We start from the raw sequence: 24,120 nt of genomic DNA on the forward strand, positions 1-24,120 counted from the left end.
CAACCCCCTTACTCCTTCAGGGACTTCGCGAACAGGCCGTAGAGCTTGTGGTTCGCCTCGTCCTGGTTCGGGATGAGGACGAGTACGCGAATGGTCAGCTTTCCCTTGGCCGGGACGATGTGGACGCCCTCGGGAGGAGAGCCGAGGGCGACGTTGCCGTCGGAGCCGTCGTCGATGATCAGCCCCCAGAAGCTGGTTTCGAATTCCGGGGCGAGCACCGACCCGTCCGGGAGCTGACCGAAGCCGACATTCCAGTGCTTCACATCGGTCTCCCCGGCGTGCATGGTGACGTCGTAGGAGTGGATGTACTTGTGGGTCTGCCAGTCCTGCCAGGCCGAGTTGAATTTGTAGTCGACCTTGAGGTTCTTGTTGGCCGCGGTGAAGTTCACGGTGTCCGGTTCCGACTCCTGGCCGCCGCGGACGGCCGTCGCCGTCACGCTGTGCTTGCCCAGCGACCAGCCGCCCTCGCGGGCGTAACTCCACACGTTGCTGGTCACCTTGGCGGTGCCGAGCCGGGTGCCGCCCGCGGTGAGCGTGACCGTGTCGGCGTTGAACGCGACGCCGTCGACGGCGGCCCCGCTGTCCACTTCGGCGCCCGCCTTGGGCGACCTGATGTCCACGACGGGCGTGGGCAGGGTGACGTAGAAGCGCAGCGGCGCCCGGCCGGACTGCACGTTGTCGCGCACGGCGATGGCGGACAGGTCGTGCTGACCGAGCGGCCAGTCCGTGTCCGGGGCGTACTCCCACTTGTTGTCCTTGACCGGGCAGCTGCCGAGGAGCCTGGCCCCTTCGTGGAGCAGCACCTGCTGGACGTCGGGGGCCGCGTTGCCCTGGATCGCCTGGCGGCGGTCCTGGATCTGCGCGCTGGGCTTCGGTGCGGTGAACACCGGCAGCGGCACGGGCTTGTTGAAGGCGAGCGCGGACTGGGCCTGGTCGTTCCAGGTGCCGGTGGAGCTGCCGGAGAGCGGGGTCTTCGTGAGGTCGGTGATCGAAGAGTTGGCGGGGACGGGCAACTGCGCGCCGCCCTGGTTGGTCCGCGTGAAGAGGATGTTGTCCCGATCGGTGTTGTTGACGACGCTGCTCACACCGTCGTCGCTCTGGTCGAAGCCGTAGTCGCTGAAGTTGTTCGCCGTGCCGTTGGCCGGAATGACGAGGATTTTGGTGCGCGGTCCCCCGACGTTGTAATTGACGTCGGCGAACAGGGAGAAGGCGTTCTTGGGCGCCGATTCCTTTCCCCGTCCGGTGATGACGTACGGCTCGTCGGCGGCCTTTCCGTTCCCCTTGGCGGTCATGCGCGTCCCCAATCTCTCGGCCGATTCGGTGGGCGCAAGGCTGCCCGCGGTATGTGAGGCCGTCAATTGCGCAGGGCTCGTTCGCGTGGCGTTCAGGCCAGCGGGGGTGGTGGCTGAATTCCGGGCGGCGCGGGTGGGGAATGGGGGTGATTCCAAGGAGGGTTCCAAGCCCCGTGCGGGCGGCGCCACCCGTACCCTGCGTGGTCACTCACGAGCGGCGGCGCACCGGACTGGCCGAGTCGATGACGATCCGGTGAGCGGCCGGTGCGCCCTTCGTCCGGTTCAAGTCCTAGGTTTTTCAGGGTAGTTGGGGCGTGAAGCTAGCCCCGGCCGCGGATCATCGCCATCAGCAGTTCGTGGGTCTCGGCGTCGGCAGCCGCCACGAGGCCGCGGCCGTCCGGACCGAGCGGGGCGCCGTCGATGCCGGTGACCACGCAGCCGGCCGCCCGGCACAAGGCGATGCCGGCGGCGAAGTGCACGCTGCCCGAGAGGTCGCCGCCGTCGGTGACGTAGGCGGCCCGCTTGCCGGCCGCGACCCAGGTCAGCGCCAGCGTCGTGGACACCACCCTCGGCCGGAACCGGGCGACGAAGTCGGGGTGGGCAAGCAGGTCGGTGGCGCGGAACCCGGGCGCGTTCGGGAACGGCGGATCCAGGTTGACGTCCACCAGGCGCGTGGCTGGCGAGGGCACCAGCACGTCGTCGCTCCCGTCACGCCGTACCCAGGCGGTCTCGCCGTCGGTGCAGAAGACCTCGCCGCCGAACGGGTCGGCCACTGCCGCCGCCCTGTCGCGCAGCGCCACGTTGACGGCCACCAGCATGCTGGCGACGGCGTAGTTCAGCGTGCCGCACAACGGGTCCACCAGCCACTGGCGCCCCGCATCCGCGCCACCCTGCTGCCCGCCTTCCTCGCCGAGCACCGCGTCATCGGGCCGAGCGGCACGGATGACGTCGAGGATCGCCTTCTCCGCGGCCACGTCGGCGGCGGTGGCGAAGTCTCCGGCGCCCTTGTCGATGCGGGCGAGCCGCCGACCGTACAGGGAGCGCACCACGTCCGCGCCGGCGGCTGCCGCTGCCATCGCGACCTCGGCGTCGTCGGAACGCGCGGATGAGTTGATCATGCCGCGCACAATACCGCGCCCTGTGCGGCGGTCACGGCGTCACCGGCCCTTCCCCACCGCCAGGCCCATCCCCGAGACCGTCGCCACGATGCCGTTCTTCTCGACGTGTACGCCGCGCAGTTGGAGGTCTTTCGCCTCCCTCGGCAGCGTGAACGAGAAGGACAGGCGGTCGGAGAGCTCCGGGGGGCGCATCGCGATCAGGCCGGTGATCAGTTTCGGGTCGATGCCCACCTTGGCGAGGAGCCAGGGGTGGTCCGCCACGACATCGACGAGGTTGACCCGCATCAGCTGGTCGATGAACTGGGGCGTACCCACCAGTTCATGGAGCTTCGCCTCGTTCTTCAGCGCCAGCTCGACGTCGTTGTCCGGGACTCCGAGCCGCTTCACCACGGCCGGTACCGAAAGGAGTGCCTTGACCCGTGCCGTGTCCCGGCTGATGAGTTCGGCGGTCTCGCGGTGCAGGGTCAGGCCCCTGTCCCGGCCCGGGCGGTACGTGGCGATGCCGGGCATGTCGAGGCTCATGCCGTCGATGTCGGTGGACAGGCCCTGGTCGCCGACGAGGCGCAGCTGGGCCTCCGCGCTGACGTGCAGCTCCTGACCCGCGATGGTCAACTTGCCGTCCGCGCCGACCGAGTTGTCGCCACGGCGGCTGAACTTGACCTGGGATGCGGCGAGTTCACGGTTCAGGTCGTCGAACGACAGGGTGATCTCGCCGTCCAGGTTGCCGACGACCGCACCGCTGATGTCGCTGGGCAGATTGCCCGTCAGCTCGATGTCGCGCGCGCTGGCCCGCACCTTCGCGAGGGACACGCGGTCGGCGGGCACGTGCGGCACGGTGACGTCCACGCGCTCCAGGTGCTTGTCCAGGACCTGGGTGAGGAAGGGGAAGCCGTGGATGTCCACCTGGGGCGCGGCCGCCAGCTGGAGGTCGTTCTGGATCGCCTGCTGCGCCTTCTTCTCCGCGTACATCGCCGCGCAGCGGTCCGCGAGGACCAGGAAGGCGGCGCCCACCACCAGGGCGACGAGCAGTTTGGCCGCGCGGGGCACGGCCGCGAGCAGGCTCCCCCGACTGCGGCGACAGCGCCTGGCGCGGCGGCGCTGCGGCCGGGACCAGAAGTCGTGGTCGGGGTCGGCGTCCACCAGGCCGGAGGGCGCCTCGGCCGGTATCGCTTCCGGTATCTCCTGGGTGGCGTAACCGGGGTCGTTCCAGGGTTCCTCGGCCGGGTGGGGGTCGGGCTCGGGGTCTGCCAGGGCCGCCAGTTCGTCATAGGGGTTGCGGTAGCGAGCGTGCATGCGTGTGGGGGGTCGCATCGGCTCATCCCACCACACGTGATCCACTCGTCCGCAACCCACTACCGGCGGTACGTCCCAAATGGCCCGAACCCTGACGCCCCGTTGACCCCCGCGCGGCGCGCAGGGTGGCGAACAACACGTCAGGCGGCGGACTTCCCCCGGGCGTGCTGCTTGCGGGCCGCCATCCACGCGTACACGAGGACGCCGGCGAAGAGGAACAGCACGCCCTGGTAGACGGCCTCGTAACCGGAGCCCGCCACCAGCCACATCGAGAAGCCGAAGGCCAGGACGGCCAGGACCGCGTCGCGGATCAGACGGGAGCGGTGCACTCGCTCCCCCTGGCCGGAGGCGAGGAAGTAGATCTGCGCGGCGGTCGACAGGAGGTAGGGCACGGTCGCCGTGAAGGTGGTCACCAGGACCAGGATCTCGAAGACGCCCTTGGATCCGGCCGTGTAGTTGTAGACCGTCAGGAGCGAGGCGAGGACGGCGGTGACCAGGACGCCCACCGTCGGGACGCCGCGCTTCTTCTGCCCGAACACCTGCGGGAAGAGGCCGTCCTTGGCGGCGGCGTACGGGGTCTGGGCGCTCAGCAGGGTCCAGCCGTTGAGGGCGCCGACCATGGAGACGAGGGCGGCGAGCGCGACCGCGGTGCCGCCCCAGGAGCCGCCGAACATGGAGTTCACGGCGTCCGTGAAGGGGGCGGTGGAGCCGACGAGCTTGTCGTGCGGGACCGTGCCGAAGACGGAGAGCGTGCCCAGGAGGTAGATCACGGCGGCGCCCATGGTGCCCAGGATGGTGGCGCGGCCGACGTTGCGGCGCGGGTCGCGGACCTCGCCCGCGCTGACGGCGGCGGACTCGACGCCGAGGTAGCTGAACAGCAGGATCGCGGCGGAGGCGGATATCGCGCCGAGCCCGGACTGGCCACCGGCCTGGAAGGGGCCGAGATTGGCGGGATCGAAGAAGAAGAGGCCACCGACCGCGACCAGGAGCAGCGGTGCGAACTTCAGGACGGTGGCGACGAGTTGGACCGCGCCCACGTACCGGGTGCCCGCGAGGTTGGCGAGGGCCGGGAGCCACTGGAGCAGCAGGGCCGCGGTGATCGTCGCCGCCTTGGATTCGTGCACGGGTATGAGCACGTCGAGGTAGCCGACGGCGGCGACCGCGAGGGCCGCGTTCGAGACCCAGGTGGTGATCCAGTAGGACCAGGCGGCGAGGAACCCGGCGAAGTCGCCGAAGGCCGCGCGGGCGTAGACGTACGGGCCGCCGGTCTGCGGGTGCCGCTCGGCGAGCCGGCCGAAGACGAGGGCGAGCGTGATCGCGCCGGCCGTAAGGACGGCGAACGCGACCAGGCTGATCGTGCCGAACGGGGCGACGGAGGCGGGCAGCAGGAAGATTCCGCCGCCGATGATGTTGCCCATGACCAGAGCGGTCGCGACCGGCAGGCCGAATTGCCGGGCGTGCTTGCTCTGGGTTTCTTGCGTGGTCATGGTGGGTGGGGGCGCCTCTCGTACGGGACAAACCTGACCATGGTCGGGTACGTGGGGCACCGCACAAAATCAGCTGGTTTTGTCCTGCCGGGTGAGGCCGCCAACCGGAAATGGTCCTTCCGTTCGGTCCGTTGACGGCGAATTCTCCACTCCGGCCAGGACCTCGGCACTCACCGGGACCTGCGGGCCCCGGCCCTCGCGCAGCCAGCGGCGCAGGACGTGGTGCACCTGTTCCGCGCCGACGAGTTCTCCACCGTCCGGCACCGGTTCGGTGAGGTCGAGCGGGGAGAGCAGGAAGGGGCGGGACTGCTCGCCGCCGAGTCCGCCGTGCGAGCCGATCTGCTCCTCGAAGGCGTGCACCTGGCCGGTGGCCGGGTCGTACATCGAGTTGACCATGATGTCGGCGGTGTGCGGGAAGGTGTCCGTGCGGCGCACCGCGTCGGCCGCGCCGCGCCCGAACCCCTTCAACGGGCCTTGCCCGTCGGCGAGTTGGGCCAGCGGCACCTCGCTGCCGCCCCAGCCGAGCACCACCGCGCCGTGCTCCTGGCTGCGTACGAGGAGGAAGCCGATGCCGGGGTGGCTCGCCAGGGTCGCGAGCAGCGCCGGGTGGCGGCGGTCGATCTGCTCGCGGGTCATGCGGCCCTCGGTGTCGGGGAACGAGATCAGGCCGAGGTTGCCGGAAGCGAGCACGACCGGGTCGGACCCCGGGCCCGGCCGTGATTCCTCACCCTCCTCGACCGGGCGGTGCAGCGCGACCCGCACCGCGTCTCTCGCCTCCGCACCGCTGCGGGTGCGGCGGGCCCGGCGCGGCACGGGCAGCCCGCAGCCGGCCCGTACGAGATCCTTCAGGGTCAGTCCGTACGCGCCCTCGAAGGTGTCGCCGGGGCTCTGGCCGTGGTCGGACAGGAGCACTATGCGGTAGCCGCGCGGGGCATGCTGAGCGGCGCCGGCGATCAGCGCGAGGGAGCGGTCCAGGCGCCCGAGGACCTGATCGGTGTCCCTGCCCTGCGGCCCCGAGTGGTGGGCGACCTCGTCGTAGGCGACGAGGTCGGCGTAGACGGCGGTGCGTCCGGCGAGCATGTCGCCCATGACGGCGGCGACGACCACGTCCCGCTCCACGACCGTCGCGAAGGCGCGGATGAAGGGGTAGAGGCCGCCGCGTTTGATGCGCGGGGTCTCCTTGCGGACCCTGGCCCGGGCCGACTGGGCGATCTCACGGCCGACCTCGGCGACGAACGAGAGCGCGGTGCGGACCGCGTTGGCGGGGTCGGAGAAGTAGGCGAAGTATCCGGCGCGGGAGCGGTTGCGGCGGCCGCGCCGGGCGGCCACCGTCAGGACGAGGGCGACCTGGTCGGCGCCGCCGGAGAACAGGTTGCCGCGGCTGGCTCCGTCGAGGGTGAGCAGTCCGCCGTCGCCGGTGCGCTCGACGGCCCGGCGCTGCAGTTCGACGGCGGAGGCGGGCCGGTTGGAGACCATGACGTCGCCGCTCTCCTTCTCGTACCAGCGGAAGGCCGGTACGTCGAAGGTGGAGCCGTGCAGGATGCCGAGCTGGCTCGCGCCGGTCTGGCTCGACCAGTCGGTGCGCCAGGGGGTGAGCCGGTGCGTGCCCTTCAGCCAGGTGGCGACGGTCGGCATCAGGCCCGCCTCGACGGCGTCGCGCAGCACGTGTTCACCGACGCCGTCGAGCTGGAGGAAGACGATGCCGGGCGGCTGCGGCACCGGCCCTTCGCCGCGCCTGCGCCGGCGGCGGTCGGCGAGCCGGGAGAGCCGGCGCCGGTAGGCGTCGTCGTCGCGTACGGCGAGCGCGGTCGAGGTCGCCGACGCCACGGCGGACATCACGGCGGCGACGATCACCGCGGTCTCGGGCTCGGCGGCGCCCCGGCCGGTCGGGATGAGGCGGAGCGCGATCAGGAGCAGCGAGCCGTTCAGGAAGAACACGAGGAGGCCGAGCACGAGCGCCGGCACCAGCAGGAACGCCCGCACCACCAGCGGCCACACCAGCGCGCTGAGCAGGCCGAACGCGCCGGCGCCCCAGGCCGCGGTGAGTGCGACCCGGGTGATGCTGTCGCCGTTGTCGGAGGTGAGCTTGAAGTCGGGCAGGATCCCCGCGAGCAGCATCATGGTGAGCGTCGAGACGACCCACACGACGATCACCCGCAGCAGGGCGCTGCCCGTCGTCCGCCATCGCCCCACGCCGCCCGCCTTTCGCCTTGCCCGTTCCTTCTCCACCCTGCCATAAGGGTGCAAAGGGGCCGTGGCCTCGTGCGGGAGGGTGCGGTCAGCAGCCGTCGTATCCGGCGGTGGGCATCGACAGGCGGCGGTGGATGTGGGCCTTCTTGGTGGCGTCGTAGGCGGGCTCGTCGAGCCCGGCCGTCTCCAGGCGCACACCGCGCCGCTCGCACTCGGCGGAGAACTCCGGCACGGACGTCAACGCCCGTGCCAGAACACGCTCGTTGGGCGCGACGAACACGTCGACGAGGCCCGCGTCCACATCCGCCCAGAGGCCGACGTGGTCCGGACGCAGACCGTAGAAAAGCAACTGCCTGGTGACGACGTAGCCTCGGCCCGCGGCCCACTTCGCGCACATCTCGTGCTGGCTGCGGGTGTCCACCAGGAAGGGATCGAGATCGAGTTCTTCGAGCGGGGTCAGGCTGGCGATCGCCGCCACACGTACGTCGTCCATACCGTCCCCCTGTACGAGCTGTCGGGGCCGACCCTACTCCCCCTTCACGGTGGCGAGGAGTAGCCGCAGGAGTGGCAGATCTTCCAGCCGTCCTGGCTCACCGCCAGGACCCCTCCGCAGCGCGGACACTGCTCGGAGTGCATGGTCACGGCGCGCCTCCCCTCTGGTGCGGGATGCCTACCCCGACACCCGTGGTTTGCGCGCGCGGAGATTTAGGCTCGTCATCAACCATCGTCGAGCCGAGGAGAGGATTTCGTGCCGGTGGAGGTCACCTGGTGGGGTCATGCCACCTGCACGATCGAGGAGTCCGGGGTGCGGCTGCTGACCGATCCGCTGTTCGCGCGCCGCCTCGCGCATCTGCGCCGGCGCCGGGGCGCGGTGCCGCCGCCCGAGGCGGCCGCGGCGGACGCGGTGCTCGTCTCGCATCTGCACGCCGACCATCTGCACGTGCCCTCGCTCGCCCGGCTCGCGCCCGGCACCCGGCTGATCGCGCCGGCCGGGGCGGCTCGTGCGGTGCCGGGGCTCAGGAGGCTCGGCCTGCGCATCACCGAGGTGCGGGCCGGCGACACCGTCGAGGTCGGGGCCCTGCGGGTGCGGGCCGTGCCCGCCCGGCACGACGGCCGCAGGCTGCCGATGGGACCGCACCGCTCCGCCGCGCTCGGCTACGTCGTCGAGGGCGGGGCCCGCACCTACTTCGCCGGGGACACCGGCCTGTTCGAGGGCATGGCGCAGGCCGTGGGGCCGGTGGATGTCGCGCTGCTCCCGGTCGGCGGCTGGGGCCCGTGCCTGGGCCTCGGTCATCTCGACGCGGGGCGCGCGGCTCAGGCGCTGGCCTCTTTGGGAGCGCTCTCGGCGGTGCCGGTGCACTACGGCACGTACTGGCCGATCGGCATGGACGGCGTGCGGCCGCACGAGTTCCACGCCCCGGGCGAGGAGTTCGTGCGCCAGGCGGCCCGGCTCGCCCCGAAGGCGGCGGTGCACCGGCTCGGGCACGGCGAGAGCGTACGTCTGGAGGCCGGGTGGTGATCGCGGGCCGGGTCCTTGAGCTGGCCTCGGCGGTGACGCCGGAGACGACCCAGCAGGCCGTCGGCTACCCGACGCTGTTCGTGCTCGTGATCCTCGGGGCGCTGGTGCCGGTGGTGCCCACGGGGGCGCTGGTGTCGACGGCCGCGGTGGTGGCCTTCCACCAGACCGCCTGGTTCTCGCCGCTGCTGGTGTTCGGGGTGGGCGCGCTGGCCGCGTTCCTGGGCGACGTCGCACTGTACTGGCTGGGGCAGCGCGGGGTGCGCTCGAAGAACGGCTCGCGCTGGCTGGCGGCGCTGCGCGGCCGGGCCGCGCCGGACCACCTCGAACAGGCCCGGCGCAAGCTGAACGATCACGGCGTGGTCGTCCTGGTCCTGTCCCGCCTGGTGCCGGCCGGGCGGATCCCGGTGATGCTGGCCTGCCTGCTCGGCGACATGCCTCTGCGGACGTTCGTACGCGGCGACGTCCCCGCGTGCCTGGCCTGGGCGGGTGCGTACGGCCTGATCGGCATCCTCGGCGGCTCCCTCTTCGACGAGCCGTGGAAGGGCGTCGTGGTGGCGGTCGCCCTGACGCTGTTGATCAGTGGCGCACCCGCGGGGTGGCGGCGGGTGCGGCGGAGGCGGGTGGCGCCGGGCGGAGAGGGTGTGGAGGGCGGCGGCTGAGAGCGCTCTCGGTCGGCCATAAGCGCTTGGAGACGGGACGCACGCCGGGGCGTGAGAGCGCTCTCACGCCTTCCTAGTGCCGGGCGGCGCAACTCGCGCCGAAGGGCCGAGAGCGCTCTCGGCCCTCCATGGCCTCGGATGGCGAGGGCCGGCCGGCTCGGCGGTCGCCCACGGGTCAGCGCAGTTCGGCGAGTACCGACGCGAAGTGGCTCAACGCCTCGCGCACGTGCGGGAGTTGGAGCGGGTCGGCCGCTTCGAGGGAGTCCAGGCGCTGCTCCTCGGTCGAGCCGAGCAGCGGCCCGGTGGCGAGGCGGACGCGCAGGGCGCCGAGTTCGTCGCCGAAGCGGTGGCCGCCGGGGGCGGGGGCGGCGAGGCGGGCCGTCAGGTAGTCCTCCAGCTCCATGGAGTCGGTGACTCCGTGGGCGGCGAGGCGGGTGCGGAACGGGCCGAGGTCGGCGTACAGATGGCGGCCGGCCTGCGGGAGCCGGGCCATGGCGCCGGCGTCGAGCACGGCGTGGTGTGCGGCGGCCGCGACACGGGCGTGCAGGGCGGCGGCCCGGCGGGTGCGCTCGACGACGGGGGCCGGTTCGGTGAGAGCGAGGGCAGCGGCCGCGGCGATGGGCGCGGCGACGACGTCGCCGAGCGCGGCGAGGATGTCCAGGGTGCGTTCCCGGCGCGGGACGTCGGCCGCGGCGGCGGGGAAGCGGGCGACGGCCGCGGGCCAGCCGGGCGGGGTGAAAGCGCCACCGAGGTCGGCGAGGACGGTGACGTCGTCGGGGCACATCTCGGCGGGGCTGATCGGCACCGTCTCGTGCGGGCGGTGCACGGTGTCCCGCCAGGTCTCGTCACTGATGACGTGCAGCCCCTCGCCGACGGCCGCCTCGCAGGCCTCCCGTACGGTCTCGGGCGGCGCCACGGTCGCGGTCGGATCGTCGGCGACGCAGAGCAGCAGCAGCCGGGGCCGGCCGCCCTCGGCCCGCACCCGGCGAACGGTTTCGAGCAGGGCGTACGGATCGGGTACGCCGCCGCACTCGGCCGGGGTGGGCACGTGGTAGGCGGGTCTGCCGAGCAGCCGGGCCTGCGGGGCCCACCACGCCGGGCAGGGCCTGGGCATGAGCACGTCACCGCCGTACGCGCCGAGCAGCGCGATCAGGAGCGCCTGCGCGCCGGGCGCCGCGACGACCCGGTCCGGCGCGGTGGGCAGCCCGCGCCGCAGCCAGTAGCCGCAGGCCGCCTCGCGCAGTGCGGGCCCACCACCGGGCGGCTCGGGTTCGGTGCGCCCGGCGCCGGCCGCGAGCACCGCGGCGAGTTCCGGGAGCACGGGCAGCGCGGGCCCGGGCGCGGGCGGCCCGTACCGCACCGGCCCGCGCCCTTCGCCGACCGTCCCCTGCATCCCGTTCCCTCCTCGGGCCCTGTCCGGCACGAGCCATGCCTTTCAAGCCTTTATACGGAGGTTTGCGCCGGGGCGCCGCTTGTGCGGGCGGCCGGGAGAGACTGTGCAGGTCAGCTGTCCGGGCCCGCCAGCGCCGAGAGTTCGGATTCCAGGCCGCGGCCCTTCGCGCGTACGACCGCCTCGGCGACGTCGGCGAGTTTGCGGTTGGTGCGTTGGGAGATGGTGCGCAGGACGTCGAAGGCCGCGTCGGGCTCGCAGGCCAGGACGTGCATCACGATGCCGCTCGCCTGGTCGATGACCGGGCGCGAGCGCAGGGCCGTCTCCAGCTGTTCCACCTCGGCGAGCGCCGCGCGGTAGCGGCGGTCGCGGACCAGGCCGGTGGTGGTCTCCTTGGCCAGGATGCCCACCGGGCCGCGCACGACGTGCTCCAGGGAGCCGGGGCGGTAGCCGTACAGGCTGACCGTGACCTCGATCCCGGACCGGCGGAAGGGAAGGGTGACGCAGGAGCGTACGCCCGATTCTAGGGCCAGGGCGCGGTAGCCGGGCCAGCGTTCCTCCGTCAACAGGTCCTCGGTGTCCACGGGTTCGCCCGCGTCCAGCGCGCTCGGGATCGGCCCGTCGCCGCAGGCGAGCTGGACGGAGGCGAGTGGCGCGAGGTCGGGGTGGGTGGCGGTGACACGGCGTTCGGGCCCGCTGTCGGCGATCGTGGCGACCGCCCCGCAGCAGGCCGGTGCGCAGCGCGCGGACTGCTCGGCAAGCAGGGAGAGCCGCCGGGCGGTGCTGGTCGTCTCGGGTTCCTGTCGTTCCGGCTCGGGCAGCATCGGAAGAACCTCCTCATAACGCGCCTTCCCGGCCCGGGCCGCCCGAAACGGCAGGGCTCCCGGCACCGGCCCGACGGGCTAGCTTTCTCCCATGACGCAGACGGAGGACGAATTCGGCGAGGAACTGGCGGATTTCGTCAGACGGGTGGGCGAGCTGCGCACCGCGCGCGCCCGCCCGGTCGGTGAGCAGTTGACGGTGCTGGACGCGGCGCTCTTCGAACTCCAGCACGTGGCGGAGCAGTTGTGGCCGCGGTATGAGCAGATCCTGGCCGCCGCGGTGGCGCCCTCGCCCGTGGAACGGCAGGAACGGCAGCTCCTCAAGGCCCTGTTCCAGCGGCTTCCGCTGCCGGTGGCGCTGGTCGACCGGGAGACCGTCGTACGCAGGTTGAACTTCGCGGCGACCGGCCTCACCGGGGTTCGCGCCGGGTACGCCACCGGGCGGCCGCTCGCGGCGCTGCTCACGCCCGGCGACCGGGCGGCGTTCCGCTCGCAGGCCGCCGCGGTGGCCCGGGGCGAGGGCGACCGCGGGCTCACCGTCCACCTCCAACAGCGCCCCGAAGAGCCCTTGTTGGCGACCCTCACCGCGCTGCGACCGCCGGACGAGCCGCAGCCCGCGGTGCTCGTGGTGTTCCAGGCGGGCAGCGCCCGGGGCTCGGCCGCCGCTCCCCCACCGCCGGAGGTGCCCGATCTCGCCGAGTCGACCCGGCACGCCGAACTCATGGACACCGTCGACCTCATGGCGTCCACACTGCTCCAGCTGGCGCCCGGCGAGCGGGGGGCGGTGCTCGCCGGGGCCGCCCGGGTGCTCTGCGGGCGGTTCGCCGACTGGATCGTGGCCGACCTGGTCGACGGCGGGCTGCGGCGCGCGGTGGCCCTCGGCCCGCCGGACCCGGCCGCGGCCCCGCTCCTGCACGCCGTGGCCGGCCAGGACCCGGCGAGCTGCCCGTTGGTCCTGGAGGCGGCCCGGGCGGGGAACGGGGTGCTCCAGGTGCAGCCCGAGGACATCGAGGGCTTCGGCCACGACCCGTCGGGCGCCCCGGTGCTCGCCCGCGCCGAGGTGTCGTCGCTGATGTGCGTGCCGCTGGGCGCGCCGGGGCCGGTGACGGGGGTTCTCACGCTGTTCCGCACCGGCTCGGCGCGCCCGTTCTCGATGGCGGAGGGGCAGGCCATGGATGTGATGTCCCGTCACGTCGCGCTCGCTATGCGGCGTCCGGCTCCTGGCCACGATTTTGATGATCCGACAGATTCCGCTCCGTGCAGGGCAGTTGATCCGCCCGAGGAGTCCTGCGCGTCCGCGGCGCCCGCGGTACCGCCGCCCTCGGCTTCGTCCGCTCGTCCGGCTTCGCCGGAGAGCTCTCAGCGTTCATCGGATCCGCGTCCGCCGCGGCCTCGTCCCGGACGGCCGCGGCTGCCGGCCTCGACGGCTGAGGGTGATCGTCGTGCGGATCCCGCAGGGCCTGGTCCCGCAGACGGCTGCAGCAGCGCGTGATCAGCCGGGACACGTGCATCTGCGAGATGCCGAGGTCCTCGGCGATCCGGCTCTGGGTCATGTCCCGGAAGAACCGCATGTAGAGGATCTTCCGTTCGCGCTCGGGCAGGCAGCTGAGGCCGGGCTTGACGGCCTCGCGGTCGACGACGGTGTCGAGGGCGGGATCCGCGCTGCCGAGCGAGTCGCTCAGGGTGTATCCGTCGTCGCCGCCCGGGAGTTCGGCGTCGAGGGAGAGCGCGCTGAAGCTGTCGATGGCTTCGAGCCCGGCCCTGACCTCTTCCTCGGTCATCCCGGTGTGCGCGGCGAGCTCCGCCACGGTGGGCCGGTGGGACCCGGCGCTCGCGGCGAGCTCCTGGGTCGCGGCCCGCACCCGGCTCCTCAAGTCCTGGACGCGGCGCGGCACATGGAGTGTCCACATGTGGTCGCGGAAGTGCCGCTTGATCTCGCCGGTGATGGTGGGCACCGCGTAGCTCTCGAACGCGGCGCCGCGGGCCGGGTCGTACCGGTCGACGGCCTTGACCAGGCCGAGGGCAGCTACCTGGCGGAGGTCCTCCAGGGCCTCGCCCCGGTTGCGGAAGCGGCCGGCGAGCCGCTCGGACATGGGCAGCCAGGCGCGGACGAGGTCCTGGCGCAGGGCGTCCCGTTCGGGCCCATCGGGCAGTGCGGCGAGCCGCTCGAACGCGGCGGCGGTCCTGGGTGCGTCGTCGTGCGGATGCCTGTGCTTCGCCGTGGTGTTGGTTCGCATATGCGGTCCAGCTCCCTGAAACGGTGTCGGCGGATGGTTGTCACCGAGGGAGCCCGGCCGGGCAGCGTGGCACGCCCGGAGCGGACAGCCGCTCCCACGGACGTGCCTCCGGTCCGAAGCACGAGGTTCGCCTGCCCTGGCCCGCCGGGGCCAAACGTGCCCTCTCGCGAAACGGCGCGGAAAGCGTGTTTCCGTGCCCCGGACCCCGGTACCCGGTCCGGGGCACGGAGGCCGCGAAGGCCGACCGGCCCTACGGATCGACAGGAACGGGGCGCGCAGCCATGGCACGTTTCGTGCGGGAAGTGATGACGGCGGGCGTCACCGCCGTGCCGCCCGATGCCTCACTGGTGGAGGCGGCGCAGCTGATGCGGGCCCAGGACATCGAAGACGTGCTGGTCACCAGGGCCGGTCGGGTCATCGGGGTGCTCACCGACCGGGACATCACGCTGCGGGCGGTCGCCGAAGGGGCGGATCCACTGACCGTCAGCGCCCAGGCGGTGTGCACGCGGCCGCCGGTGTGCGTGGGCCCGGACGACGAGGTGGCCACCGCGGTCACGCTGATGCGCCGGCACGCGGTACGGCGGCTGCCGGTGGTGGCGGAGGGCCGCCCGCTCGGCATGGTGAGCCTCGGCGACGTGACGGACCACGACACGCGGGGCGGTGTCGCACCTCTTTAGGGGCACGCCATGATCCCCGTCCGGCGGGCCGACCCCGAGGAGCGGCCGAGCCCCGGGCGGAGGCCGGTTGGGCAGGGGGCGGCCGGGTACTCGCGGGCCATGACGCACTTCACTTGGCACAAGCGACTCGGCGCTCAAGACCGGGCGCTGTTCCACTTCGCCGCCACCCGGCACTGGCCGGCCGCCGAGGCGGTACTGCCACGGCTGAGCCGGGCCGCCAACCACGGCGCGCTCTGGTTCGCGGCGGCCACCGCGATGGGCGCGACCCGTTCGCCCCGGGCCCGCCGGGCGGCGCTGCGCGGCGTCGCCTCGCTGGCGCTGGCCTCACTGGCGGTGAACACCGTCGCCAAGCGCTCGGTGCGCAGGGCCCGCCCGCTGCTCGACGCGGTGCCGCTGGGGCGCCAGTTGAAGCGCCGCCCGATCACCACGTCGTTCCCTTCCGGCCACGCCGCGTCGGCCGCCGCCTTCGTGACCGGGGTCGCCCTGGAGTCGCGGTCCTGGGGCGCGGCCCTGGCCCCGGTGGGCTTCTCGGTGGCGGCGTCCCGCGTGTACACCGGGGTGCACTTTCCGGGCGACGTGGTGGCGGGCGCGGCGCTCGGGGTGGGCGCGGCCCTCGCCGTACGCGGGCTCGTGCCGACCCGCACCCAGCTCCCGCCGCCCGGCCGTCCGCACGCCGACGCGCCGGCGCTGCCGGCGGGCCAGGACCTGGTGGTCGTAGCCAATCGCGCATCCGGCACCGCGCTCGCGAAGGCCGCGCAGGTGCGCGCCGCGCTCCCGCTCGCCGAGGTCGTCGAGTGCGACCCCGACGATCTGGCGACCGCCTTCGAGAAGGCGGCGGGCCGCTGCCGGGCGCTCGGGGTGTGCGGCGGCGACGGCACCGTCAACCTGGCGGCGTCCGTCGCCGCCCGCCTCGGCGTACCGCTCGCCGTGTTCCCCGGCGGCACCCTCAACCACTTCGCCCTCGACCTCGGCATCGAGGAGGTCCAGGACACCTGCCGGGCGCTGGCCTCGGGCGACGCGGTGCGCGTGGACCTCGGCCGGTTCCGTCCCGGCCCGGACGGCGCGGACGCCGGATACTTCCTCAACACGTTCAGCCTGGGCGTCTACCCGGAGCTCGTGCGGGTGCGGGAACGCTGGTCGCCACGGATCGGCGGCTGGGCCGCGGGCATCCTCGGCTCGTACGAAGTGCTGCGCGGGGAGCGGCCGTTGCGGGCGGACCCCGGGGGCAGTCGCCCCGCGCTGTGGCTGCTCTTCGCGGGCAACTGCGTCTACCAGCGCCTGGGCCCGGCTCCCGCCCGCCGCTTCGACCTCGCGGACGGCCTGCTCGACGTGCGCGCGGTACGCGGCGGCCGGCTGCCAGGCCTGCGCCTCCTCGCCGCCGCCCTGGCGGGCCCGCTGCACCGCTCCCCCGTCCACACCTCACGCCGGATGGCCCGCCTCAGGATCCCGGGCCTGGCGCCGGGCACGTCGTTGGCGTACGACGGTGAAGTGACCACGGCAGCAAGCGAGTTGACGCTCGACAAGCTTCCGGAGGCGCTGACGGTGTACCGGCCCCCGGTCCGCCCTTGAAGCCGCCCGCGGTTCGAATGGCGAAACGAAGGTGCGGGTCCGCGAGGCTCAATTCCCGGCTTAGGGAGGGGATTCAGGGGAACTCGGAAGCAAGGAGGTACACATCATGGTCCCGATTCTGCTCGTCCTGCTCCTCGCACTTCTTCTGTTCGGTCTCGGCTTCGCGGTCAAGATTCTCTGGTGGATCGCGATCATCGTGCTCGTCGTATGGCTGCTCGGATTCCTGATGCGTTCGACGACAACGTCCGGCCGGTCACGCTGGTACAGGTGGTAGCGGAAATTCAGGAACTCTCCCTCGGAAGCAGGGGGCCGAGCGGGCCGAGGTCGATGTTGAGATCTTCCGGGCGCAGCCCGAATTTCGACCTCAGCTCGCTCATCCTGCTTTCCAGGAGCATCAGCGTGAGCCCGATCCGCTCCTCCTGGTCCTCGGTGAGTTCACCGGTCTCGACGCGGCGCAGTGCCTGACGTTCCATCAACTGCCGGAGAAGTTCCACGACGGTCAGAACCAGCCGCGCCAGATCGCGCTCCACGGTGTCGGGGTCGAGCTCCACCCGGCGCCCGGGCCGGCCACCCGCGGGCTCGTGCCCGCCCCCATGGGGGCGCCGGCCGTTCACCGCGTCCGTCACATCAGTCATCTCAGTCATGTCAACTCATCGAAGGGTGAGGGGACTTCGGCCCCGACCGAGCTCACCAGCGCGTTCAGGTCTATGCGCACGAGGTCCACGTCCGCGATCCGCAGCGTGAGGTCGCCCGTGATGACCACGCCGCCGGCGAGCAGCCGGTCGAGCAGGTCCACCAGGGCGACCTCGCGCCGCGCGAGGGCTTCGCCGTCGCCGCTCACCGATCCTCCAGGCCCGCTCGGCCGGGCCCGTCGTCTTGTTCGTGTCCGCCTTGTTGGCCGGGTCCGTCGTCCGGTCCGCCGGCGAAGGAGTACGGCGCCCAGGGCCCGGTCAGCTCCACACGTACGCCTTCGATGTGCGGAATGAAGTCCCGTACCGCCGAGACGAACTCCTCGCTCCGCTCGTGCGACACCAGGTAGGCGGCGTTGAGCACGTTCTCGCCGGGTTCGCCGGACAGGCGTGCGTTCTGCGGCGGGTGCAGCCGACCGGCCTCGGCGCGCTCGCACAGTTCCGCGTACAGGGCGCGGGAGAGCGTGCCGGCGCGCCGCCAGGTCTCGTCGCGGGACTGTCGTTGGCCGAGACGTTGGCGCAGGTAGTCCCGGCCGGTGGCCGCTTTCAACTCCCTTGCGGGCTGCGGTGGTTGAGGTTGGACGTACACCTTGACGCCCCATTCGACGCGCCCGTCGAGGCGTTCGACGGCCGACACGAAGCGGGCGCGGCCGGCGTCGAGCAGCCGCCGCACCCCGCTCTCGTCGCGGCACACGGTGGCGAGCCGGAGCGGCACGGGGCAGGTGACCGTGACGAGCGCCGCGATCACCGCCTGGTGGGTGCGCGCGGTCCGGCCGAGCCAGTCCAGGTCCTCCAGGTGGGCCCGGAGCGGGATGGCGTTGAAGTCCTCGGCGGGGACACGGCTCACCGCGGCACACAGGCCGCGGTGCTCGATCAGGCCGGGCGGCTCCCCGTCGAGCCCGGACACCCCGTCGGGGAGCGGGGCGGCAAAGGCACGCGTCACGGCGTACACGTACAGCAGCTGCTCTTCATGAACGTGATTCATCGGTCACCGCACCTCGTTCCCTCTTCGCGCTCGCCGCCCTTTTCTCCCGCGTCGCGCTCTGTGCGACCTCGGCGTTCCGTGCCGATTCGAGTGCGGCGATCCTTTCCTTCAACTCGTCGTTTTCCGCAGCCAGTTCACGTCGGCGTGCGCCGGTGGAGAGTGCGGGGTCGTCCTCCCACCAGTCGATGCCCATTTCCTTCGCCTTGTCCATGGAGGCGACGATGAGCCGTAATTTGATGGTGAGGAGTTCGATGTCGAGGAGGTTGATGCGAATGTCCCCGGCTATGACGATTCCCTTGTCGAGGACGCGTTCGAGAATGTCGGCGAGGTTCGCGCCGCTGCCGTCGGGCGGGTAGGCGTCGGGAAATCGGGCCGGGGTCGCCATCAGTTCCTCCGGGGATCGGCGGCGGCGCGGGTGGGGTGTTCGAGGCGGTCGAGGAGCTCGTCCTCACGGCGGTCGAACTCGGCCTCGTCGATCTCGCCGTCCATCAACTGCCGTTCCAACAGTGCCAGTTGGCGTCGCACGGTCGCGGGGTCGTAGTACTGCCGCTCCGCCTCCGCGGCCACCTGGCCCAGCACCCAGAAGGTGCCGCGGACGGGCGCCGCGGGAAGCAGCAGCAGTTCCTTCAGGAGACCCACGCGCTCACCCCGTGAAGCTGTAGGGCGGCAGCGGGCCGTGGACCTGGAGGACCAGGTGCGGGGCGCGTTCGCGCAGGGTGTCCACGGCGGCGACGAACTCGGCCGCGTGCTCGCGCGACACGAGGAAGGAGATGTTGGCGAGCCAGCCGGTGGACTGCGGCCCGGGGCTCCGCTCCTCGCAAGCGCTCTCAAGGGTGCGCTCCACCAGGACTGCGTCGGTCGCCTCGCGCTGCTGGACGGCGGCGGCGATGCGTTCGCCGAGTCGCAGCTTCTGTTCGTACGTGCCGCCGCCGGCCTTCCGATTGGCGTCGCTCATGGCCCTCAACTCGGCGTTCTCCGCGAGGACTTGATGGAGCACGGCCTCTTCGTCGTGCGTCGCCTTCACGTTGTACTCGACTTTTCCGTCGAGCGCTTCGAGCCGCTCCAGGTAGCGCTTCTCGTGTTCGGCGAGCACGGCTCGTACGGCGTCGTCGTCGGGCGAGACGCCGCCGAACCGCATGGGCAGCACGGGCCCGCCCGCGCCCGCCTCGGCGAGGACGTTCTGGTGGGCGAGCAGATCGCGGCGCTTGGGCCTGAGCTCCTGCGGGGCGTCGCTGACCAGCGCGACCAGATCGCCCTGTTCGACCGTGCGGACCGGGCACGGCGGGTCGCCGATGCCGCCCATCCGCTCCGGCAGCCGACCGTGGTCACGGCGGGCGATGCCATAGACGTACGTGGTCATTCCTGCTCCTCCTTCCGGCGCGACGCGGTGCGCCGGGCCCGGGGCCTGGGCTCCTGCTCGCTCTCCTCACGGGCCTCCTTGAAGGCGTCGGAGATGGTCTGCGCGGCGCCCGAGAGCGCTCCCTTGGACTTGCCGCGGGCGCCGGACTCGGTGATCTCGCCGACCAGGTCGGGCAGTCCGGGGCTGCGGTGCGGGCCCGCCTCCAGGTCGAGGCGGTTGCACGCCTCGGCGAACCGCAGATAGGTGTCGACGCTGGCGACCACGACCCGTATGTCGATCTTCAGGATCTCGATGCCGACGAGGGAGACCCGCACGAACGCGTCGATCACGAGCCCTCGGTCGAGCACGAGCTCCAGCACGTCGTACAGGCCACTGGTGCCGCCGCTGCCGCCTTGCTGTGCCGGGACAACCGTCATGGTGTCCGGCCCTCCTTGTCTGTTGGCTTGTTGGTTCGTCGCCGTGTCGTCCCACGGCCCCTGCTTCTTCTGTTTCTGCCGCGCCCCATGAGCGGGCGGACTCAGTTGTTCTTGTCGGCCCGGCCGCGTTCGTACCTGCGCAGTCGCCGGTATCCGGTGAGTTCGCCCTGCGGGTCGAGTTCGACCTCGTACGAGGCGAGCAGGCTCATCGTGTCCGGGACGCGGGCGAGTTCGAGGACTTCGATCCTCAACTGCCAGCCGTTGTCGGCGCGTTCGAAGGACGAGACGGATTCGGCGGGCATGCCGATGAGTTCGGACAGCTGGGCGCGGGCGCCCCGCAGGACGTCCACCGCGCTCGGGTTCTCGGGTTTGTCGGCCATGTCACCTCGCGTGGTAGGCCTTCCGGGTAGCCACGGCGGGGCGGATCAAACCCGCGCGGGTGGGCTCGGCACGAGGGGTGGTACGAGGGGGTGGCACAGCGACGCCCGGCCGGGCGGCACGGTCGGTCCGAGTGCCACCCGCCGGGCGCGGGGGTGTTACGGGTGCAGCGGTACTACAGGCTCCGGGGTCGGTCAGAGCGTGAAGCGTCCGGCCGGCTTGAGCAGGTGCAGCCGCTCGGTGAGCCCGGCCGCCCCGAACGCCTCGACCAGGGTGTCCGGACCCTGGCTGAAGTGGGCCCAGTGCTCGAAGTGCAGCGGTACGACGTGCCGGGCGCCCAGGATCTCGGCGGCCTCGGCGGCGTCCGCGCTGGACAGCGTGAGGTAGGCGTCGAGCAGCGGGGTGCGGGCGCCGCCCGCGAACAGCACGGCCACATCGACGGGCCCGAAGCGCCCGGCGATGCTCCGCACGTGGTCGAGGGAGGCGTTGTCGCCACTGACGTACACCGTGGGCAGGCCGTCCCCGTGCAGCACGAAGCCGGTGACCTCGCCGACCACGGGCTCGCAGCCCTCGGGGCCGTGCAGCGCCGGCACACCGGTGATGCTCAGCCGCCCACTGCGGTACGTCTCCCAGTTGGGCAGCACCGTGACGCGGTCGCCGAGCCTGCTGTGCGCGGCGGCCGTGGAGAGCACGACGGGGACCCGGTCCAGGTAGTCACGGCCGGTGCGGTCCAGGTTGTCGGGGTGCTGGTCGTGCGAGAGCAGCACCAGGTCGGCGGCGCCGACCTCCTCGGCACCGAGGCCGGGCCCCGCGCTCTTGACGAGTTTGCGGTCGCCCATCGGGTAGTCGCCCGGGGCGTCGAAGGTGGGGTCGGTCACCAGCCGCACCCCGCCGATCTCGATGACGGCGGTGGGGCCGCCCACGTACTGGATGGCGAGGTCGCTCATGATTCCCTCCCTGGTCGATCACAGCTTGGCGGGGAGACAACGAGCGCGGGCGGCGCCTTTGTTCCCTCCCGCGGGCGGCCGTCCCGCCCGTCTCCCCGGGTCGCTAACGGCTCGTGTCGTGGGGTGCGCCGAGCGGGCCCCGGGGCGGTTCGGGGGCGCCCGGCGGGACCATCGGCGGGATGACCGGGGCGCCGGGCGGCACCCCGGGTTCCAGCGGCTGGGACACCGGGTCGGCCGGTGTCGCCCGGCTGCTGCGGGCGCCCCGGCTCAGCAGTGCGGCGGCCCCGAGCAGCAGCACGGCGATGATCAGCGCGGCCGCCCAGTACGGCAGCACCATCGCGAGGGCGAGCAGCAGGAACGCGGTGAGCGCGGCGCCTCCGTAGAGCCCGGCCGCACCGGCGCCCGCGTACATGCGCGCGGCGCGGCGCTGTTTGCTGGTCTGTTCGCGCAGCTCGTCCCTGATGGCGTCCCGGACGACCTGGGAGAGCTGCTCCGGCAGGTTCGGCAGGTTCGTTTCCATGCGGGCCGAGTACCCGGACGGGCTGTCTCCAGTCCCTCCGAGCCGACTTCGCACGCATCCCAGGATGTCCATATCTCAAGACGGCAATCTCAGAATCTGGCCGTTGGCTTTAAAGTGAGCTCACCACCAGGGCAGTTCACGGGTCGGTTCACCTCTGCCGTTCCGTGTGCCGTTCACCGTTCAGCTCTCGGAGAGGAAGCCGCTCATGTCGCAGGAGACGCCCCCGGCCACGCCGGGCGAGACCGCCGTCTACACCCACGGCCACCACGAGTCCGTGCTGCGCTCGCACTCCTGGCGGACCGCCGCCAACTCGGCGGCGTACCTCATCGGTGAACTGAAGCCGCACATGCGGATCCTGGACATCGGCTGCGGTCCCGGCACCATCTCCGCCGATCTGGCCGCGCTCGTACCGGACGGCCAGGTGACCGCGGTCGACCACGCGCCGGGCATCGTCGAGCAGGCCCGCGCGTACGCGGCCGAACGCGGCCTGGGCAACATGTCGTTCGCGGTCGCGGACGTCCACGCGCTGGACTTCCCGGACGACACGTTCTGCGTCGTGCACGCCCATCAGGTGCTGCAGCACGTGGGCGACCCGGTGCGGGCGCTGCGCGAGATGCGCCGGGTCACCAAGCCGGGCGGGATCGTCGCGGTGCGCGACAGCGACTACGGCGCGTTCACCTGGTTCCCCGAGGCGCCGGTACTGGACGGGTGGCTGGAGCTGTACCACCGGGTGGCCCGCGCCAACGGGGGCGAGCCGGATGCCGGGCGGCGGCTCAAGTCCTGGGCGCTGGAGGCCGGTTACACCGACATCAGGGCGTCCGCGAGCACGTGGTGCTTCGCCACCGAGGAGGAGCGCGCGTGGTGGAGCGGGCTGTGGGCCGACCGTACGGTCGCCTCCTCGTACGCAGGTCTGGCGGTCGAGGGCGGGCATGCCACGGCGGCCGAACTGACCGCGATCTCCGAGGCCTGGCGGGCATGGGGCGCCCACGACGACGCCTGGTTCATGGTGCCGCACGGCGAGATCCTCTGCCGCGTGTGAGCGGGACGGTGCCGCACCGCGAGATCTTCCGCCGGGTGTGACCGGGATGCGGCGATCACCCCGGCCCCTACGGCCGGCCGATCACTCGGGGCGGGATGACCGAGGGCCCGGTCGTGGGCGGTGGTTCGTTGACGCCCGGGGTGCGCGCGGGCGGAGCCGGGGCCGGGTCCAGCGGGTTGCCGGGCAGCACCAGCAGGCACACGGCCACCACGGCGGCGGCGACACCGAGCGCGGCGAAGGCGACCCTGCGCACCCGGCGCACTCCCCAGCTGCGGCCCTGCGGGGGCGAGTCGCGGCGCAGGTCGGCGTGCGTGACGAGCGCGCCGCGGGCGAGCAGCGCGGCGCGCACCCGGTCGTCCGTCGCGAACCGGCGGTCTTCGGTGTTCGGCTTCATCGGACAGCCGCCCCCAGTCTCTTCTCCAGGACGTCCAGCGCGCGGCTCGCGGTGGACTTCACCGTGCCTCGGGAAAGCCCGAGCGTCTGCGCGATCTGCGCCTCGGTCAGCTCCGACCAGTAGCGCAGTACGAGCACCTCGCGCTGACGCTGCGTCAATTGCCCCATGGCATCAAGGACTTGGCGGTGTTCCTCGGCGAGCAGCAGCCCCTCGTCCACCGGTGCGCCGGCACCCTGGTGGGGCGGGGTGTAGGCGCGCGAGGTGCGGCGTCTGCGCAGCACGGAGCGGGCCGCGTTGACCACGGCGGTGCGCAGATACGCCCCCGGGTCCTGGAGCCCGCGCAGCGAGGTGCCGTGGGTGCGGCACAGCGCGGCGAACGCGTCCTGGACGACGTCCTCGGCGGTGGGCAGATCGTCCACCAGGAAGAGCGCGAGACGCACCATGTCGAGCCGCCGGGCCCCGTACAGCTCGGTCAGCGTGGGCGGCGGCTCGTCGGCGTACGGCGTGGGGAGTGCCCGCAGATGACGGTCCCGTACGGGCGTGTCACCTGTGCGGGACGGACGACGGTCCCGTACGGACGCGTCCTCGATCCGGGGCATGCGCGCGAGCAGCCGGGACCACCAGGTCGGCGCTGCGGTTATGGCGTACTGCATGGGCCTCGATCCGTGTCCGGGAGGGGCGGGCGGGCCGTGTTGAGGGGGCCCGCCCGCCCCATGGTGCAACCGCTGCTGTTACTTGCCGGCTGCTCCGCTGCCGGGCTTGATCACCTTGGGCGCGGTGTCGGGGGCTGCGGCGGCCTTGTCCGCGGCGGCCTGCTTGCCCGCCCCGGCGACCTTCGCGGCGCCGTCGGAAGCCGTAGAGCCACCGGACTTGGACACGGCGGCCGCCGAGCCGCCGGACTTGGACACTGCCGCGGCCGAGTCGCCGCTCGTGGCGACCTTGGGGGCGGCGGGCTTCGGGCCGGAGTCGGCGACGGCCTGCGCGGCGAAGGCTCCGCCCAACAGCAGTGCGACCCCGGTGACGGCGGCGCCCAGGACCCGGGGGCGGCGGTAGATGCGCTTGGCGTGCGTAGACATGGACTCTCCGAGGAGTGAGGAAACACGGTCTGGAACAGCTGGTGAAGGGCGCCTTCAACCCACC

General features: G+C 72.5%; 29 protein-coding genes and 1 pseudogene. 7 read left to right on the forward strand and 23 right to left on the reverse strand.

The genetic code is table 11. The features are described 5' to 3' along the window. Positions 1-8: 8 nt before the first annotated feature. The 7 genes from ADK54_RS29135 to ADK54_RS48600 form a co-directional block, all read right to left on the reverse strand. Positions 9-1,292: a hypothetical protein gene (locus ADK54_RS29135; protein WP_053728719.1), complete on the reverse strand. Its 1,284-nt coding sequence runs from the start codon at positions 1,290-1,292 to the stop codon at positions 9-11. A 320-nt stretch (positions 1,293-1,612) separates the two neighbouring features. Continuing rightward, entirely contained in the window at positions 1,613-2,410 is a 798-nt protein-coding gene (locus ADK54_RS29140; protein ID WP_053728720.1) for an inositol monophosphatase family protein, read from the reverse strand. A gap of 39 nt (positions 2,411-2,449) precedes the next feature. After that, complete coding sequence (locus ADK54_RS29145) at positions 2,450-3,721, reverse strand: DUF2993 domain-containing protein (protein WP_063802075.1); 1,272 nt, start codon at positions 3,719-3,721, stop codon at positions 2,450-2,452. A 122-nt stretch (positions 3,722-3,843) separates the two neighbouring features. Continuing rightward, complete coding sequence (locus ADK54_RS29150; protein ID WP_053728722.1) at positions 3,844-5,190, reverse strand: amino acid permease; 1,347 nt, start codon at positions 5,188-5,190, stop codon at positions 3,844-3,846. A gap of 69 nt (positions 5,191-5,259) precedes the next feature. Continuing rightward, complete coding sequence (locus tag ADK54_RS29155; protein ID WP_234392249.1) at positions 5,260-7,383, reverse strand: phage holin family protein; 2,124 nt, start codon at positions 7,381-7,383, stop codon at positions 5,260-5,262. A gap of 85 nt (positions 7,384-7,468) precedes the next feature. Continuing rightward, complete coding sequence (locus tag ADK54_RS29160; protein ID WP_053728724.1) at positions 7,469-7,873, reverse strand: hypothetical protein; 405 nt, start codon at positions 7,871-7,873, stop codon at positions 7,469-7,471. 44 nt (positions 7,874-7,917) lie between these two features. Then, on the reverse strand, positions 7,918-8,022 hold the full coding sequence (locus ADK54_RS48600; protein WP_323177933.1) for an NADH pyrophosphatase zinc ribbon domain-containing protein: 105 nt from the start codon (positions 8,020-8,022) through the stop codon (positions 7,918-7,920). A 106-nt stretch (positions 8,023-8,128) separates the two neighbouring features. On the opposite strand from ADK54_RS48600, the gene ADK54_RS29165 reads away from it, so the two are divergent. Continuing rightward, positions 8,129-8,899 (forward strand): MBL fold metallo-hydrolase, encoded by a 771-nt coding sequence (locus tag ADK54_RS29165; protein WP_053728725.1) that lies wholly within the window; start codon positions 8,129-8,131, stop codon positions 8,897-8,899. Further along, entirely contained in the window at positions 8,893-9,558 is a 666-nt protein-coding gene (locus ADK54_RS29170; RefSeq protein WP_234392250.1) for a DedA family protein, read from the forward strand. Before ADK54_RS29165 ends, ADK54_RS29170 begins: the two co-directional genes overlap by 7 nt. A gap of 175 nt (positions 9,559-9,733) precedes the next feature. Here the strand turns inward: ADK54_RS29170 and ADK54_RS29175 are convergent, their stop codons facing one another. Further along, on the reverse strand, positions 9,734-10,951 hold the full coding sequence (locus tag ADK54_RS29175; RefSeq protein ID WP_053728726.1) for an aminotransferase class I/II-fold pyridoxal phosphate-dependent enzyme: 1,218 nt from the start codon (positions 10,949-10,951) through the stop codon (positions 9,734-9,736). Between the two features lie 110 nt (positions 10,952-11,061). Next, on the reverse strand, positions 11,062-11,772 hold the full coding sequence (locus ADK54_RS29180) for an ANTAR domain-containing response regulator (protein ID WP_053728727.1): 711 nt from the start codon (positions 11,770-11,772) through the stop codon (positions 11,062-11,064). 91 nt (positions 11,773-11,863) lie between these two features. Here ADK54_RS29180 and ADK54_RS29185 point away from each other — a divergent pair, with 91 nt between their 5' ends. Next, positions 11,864-13,261 carry a PAS domain-containing protein gene (locus ADK54_RS29185; protein ID WP_053728728.1) on the forward strand — a complete coding sequence of 466 codons (1,398 nt, stop codon included), beginning with the start codon at positions 11,864-11,866 and terminating at the stop codon, positions 13,259-13,261. Here the strand turns inward: ADK54_RS29185 and ADK54_RS29190 are convergent. Then, positions 13,212-14,006 (reverse strand): annotated as a pseudogene (locus tag ADK54_RS29190) (RNA polymerase sigma factor SigF); the annotation flags it as partial. The gene ADK54_RS29185 and the pseudogene ADK54_RS29190 sit on opposite strands and share 50 nt — an antisense overlap. 281 nt (positions 14,007-14,287) lie before the next feature. Here ADK54_RS29190 and ADK54_RS29195 point away from each other — a divergent pair. From ADK54_RS29195 to ADK54_RS29205, 3 genes are all read left to right on the forward strand, one after another. After that, a complete protein-coding gene (locus ADK54_RS29195) occupies positions 14,288-14,683 on the forward strand; it encodes a CBS domain-containing protein (RefSeq protein WP_053728729.1) in 396 nt (131 codons plus the stop codon). Between the two features lie 99 nt (positions 14,684-14,782). Beyond that, complete coding sequence (locus tag ADK54_RS29200; protein WP_053728730.1) at positions 14,783-16,252, forward strand: bifunctional phosphatase PAP2/diacylglycerol kinase family protein; 1,470 nt, start codon at positions 14,783-14,785, stop codon at positions 16,250-16,252. 106 nt (positions 16,253-16,358) lie between these two features. Then, positions 16,359-16,526: a hypothetical protein gene (locus ADK54_RS29205; protein WP_053728731.1), complete on the forward strand. Its 168-nt coding sequence runs from the start codon at positions 16,359-16,361 to the stop codon at positions 16,524-16,526. Positions 16,527-16,533: 7 nt separating this feature from the next. Here the strand turns inward: ADK54_RS29205 and ADK54_RS29210 are convergent, their stop codons facing one another. The 10 genes from ADK54_RS29210 to ADK54_RS29255 all read right to left on the reverse strand — a co-directional run bounded on the left by ADK54_RS29210 (position 16,534) and on the right by ADK54_RS29255 (position 21,547). Then, positions 16,534-16,803 (reverse strand): gas vesicle protein K, encoded by a 270-nt coding sequence (locus tag ADK54_RS29210; protein WP_053728774.1) that lies wholly within the window; start codon positions 16,801-16,803, stop codon positions 16,534-16,536. An 89-nt stretch (positions 16,804-16,892) separates the two neighbouring features. Beyond that, on the reverse strand, positions 16,893-17,093 hold the full coding sequence (locus tag ADK54_RS29215) for a gas vesicle protein (RefSeq protein WP_053728732.1): 201 nt from the start codon (positions 17,091-17,093) through the stop codon (positions 16,893-16,895). Further along, the gene (locus ADK54_RS29220) at positions 17,090-17,926 is read right to left on the reverse strand and encodes a GvpL/GvpF family gas vesicle protein (RefSeq protein ID WP_053728733.1); all 837 of its coding nucleotides are present in this window, start codon (positions 17,924-17,926) and stop codon (positions 17,090-17,092) included. The genes ADK54_RS29215 and ADK54_RS29220 overlap by 4 nt, the downstream gene beginning before the upstream one ends. Continuing rightward, complete coding sequence (locus ADK54_RS29225) at positions 17,910-18,311, reverse strand: gas vesicle protein (RefSeq protein ID WP_053728734.1); 402 nt, start codon at positions 18,309-18,311, stop codon at positions 17,910-17,912. Before ADK54_RS29225 ends, ADK54_RS29220 begins: the two co-directional genes overlap by 17 nt. Beyond that, positions 18,311-18,565, reverse strand: a complete 255-nt coding sequence (locus tag ADK54_RS29230) for a gas vesicle protein GvpG (protein ID WP_053728735.1) — start codon at positions 18,563-18,565, stop codon at positions 18,311-18,313. The genes ADK54_RS29225 and ADK54_RS29230 overlap by 1 nt, the downstream gene beginning before the upstream one ends. 4 nt (positions 18,566-18,569) lie before the next feature. After that, positions 18,570-19,286: a GvpL/GvpF family gas vesicle protein gene (locus tag ADK54_RS29235; protein ID WP_053728736.1), complete on the reverse strand. Its 717-nt coding sequence runs from the start codon at positions 19,284-19,286 to the stop codon at positions 18,570-18,572. Continuing rightward, a complete protein-coding gene (locus ADK54_RS29240; RefSeq protein ID WP_053728737.1) occupies positions 19,283-19,702 on the reverse strand; it encodes a gas vesicle structural protein GvpA in 420 nt (139 codons plus the stop codon). The genes ADK54_RS29235 and ADK54_RS29240 overlap by 4 nt, the downstream gene beginning before the upstream one ends. A 101-nt stretch (positions 19,703-19,803) precedes the next feature. After that, positions 19,804-20,082: a gas vesicle protein gene (locus tag ADK54_RS29245; protein ID WP_053728738.1), complete on the reverse strand. Its 279-nt coding sequence runs from the start codon at positions 20,080-20,082 to the stop codon at positions 19,804-19,806. Positions 20,083-20,274: 192 nt separating this feature from the next. Then, on the reverse strand, positions 20,275-21,027 hold the full coding sequence (locus ADK54_RS29250) for an MBL fold metallo-hydrolase (protein WP_199827052.1): 753 nt from the start codon (positions 21,025-21,027) through the stop codon (positions 20,275-20,277). A 103-nt stretch (positions 21,028-21,130) separates the two neighbouring features. Beyond that, positions 21,131-21,547: a phage holin family protein gene (locus ADK54_RS29255; protein ID WP_053728740.1), complete on the reverse strand. Its 417-nt coding sequence runs from the start codon at positions 21,545-21,547 to the stop codon at positions 21,131-21,133. A gap of 205 nt (positions 21,548-21,752) precedes the next feature. Between ADK54_RS29255 and ADK54_RS29260 the strand changes: the two genes are divergently transcribed. Continuing rightward, complete coding sequence (locus tag ADK54_RS29260; protein ID WP_053728741.1) at positions 21,753-22,586, forward strand: class I SAM-dependent methyltransferase; 834 nt, start codon at positions 21,753-21,755, stop codon at positions 22,584-22,586. A gap of 67 nt (positions 22,587-22,653) precedes the next feature. Here ADK54_RS29260 and ADK54_RS29265 read toward each other — a convergent pair whose 3' ends face one another. The 3 genes from ADK54_RS29265 to ADK54_RS29275 all read right to left on the reverse strand — a co-directional run bounded on the left by ADK54_RS29265 (position 22,654) and on the right by ADK54_RS29275 (position 24,056). Continuing rightward, a complete protein-coding gene (locus tag ADK54_RS29265) occupies positions 22,654-22,980 on the reverse strand; it encodes a hypothetical protein (protein ID WP_053728742.1) in 327 nt (108 codons plus the stop codon). Beyond that, a complete protein-coding gene (locus tag ADK54_RS29270) occupies positions 22,977-23,633 on the reverse strand; it encodes an RNA polymerase sigma factor (protein WP_053728743.1) in 657 nt (218 codons plus the stop codon). The genes ADK54_RS29265 and ADK54_RS29270 overlap by 4 nt, the downstream gene beginning before the upstream one ends. Before the next feature lie 78 nt (positions 23,634-23,711). Continuing rightward, positions 23,712-24,056 carry a hypothetical protein gene (locus tag ADK54_RS29275; RefSeq protein ID WP_053728744.1) on the reverse strand — a complete coding sequence of 115 codons (345 nt, stop codon included), beginning with the start codon at positions 24,054-24,056 and terminating at the stop codon, positions 23,712-23,714. Between the last annotated feature and the right edge of the window lie 64 nt (positions 24,057-24,120).

Origin of the sequence: Streptomyces sp. WM6378, from assembly GCF_001279695.1 — a bacterium.
In the GTDB taxonomy this organism is placed as follows: Bacteria; Actinomycetota; Actinomycetes; order Streptomycetales; family Streptomycetaceae; genus Streptomyces.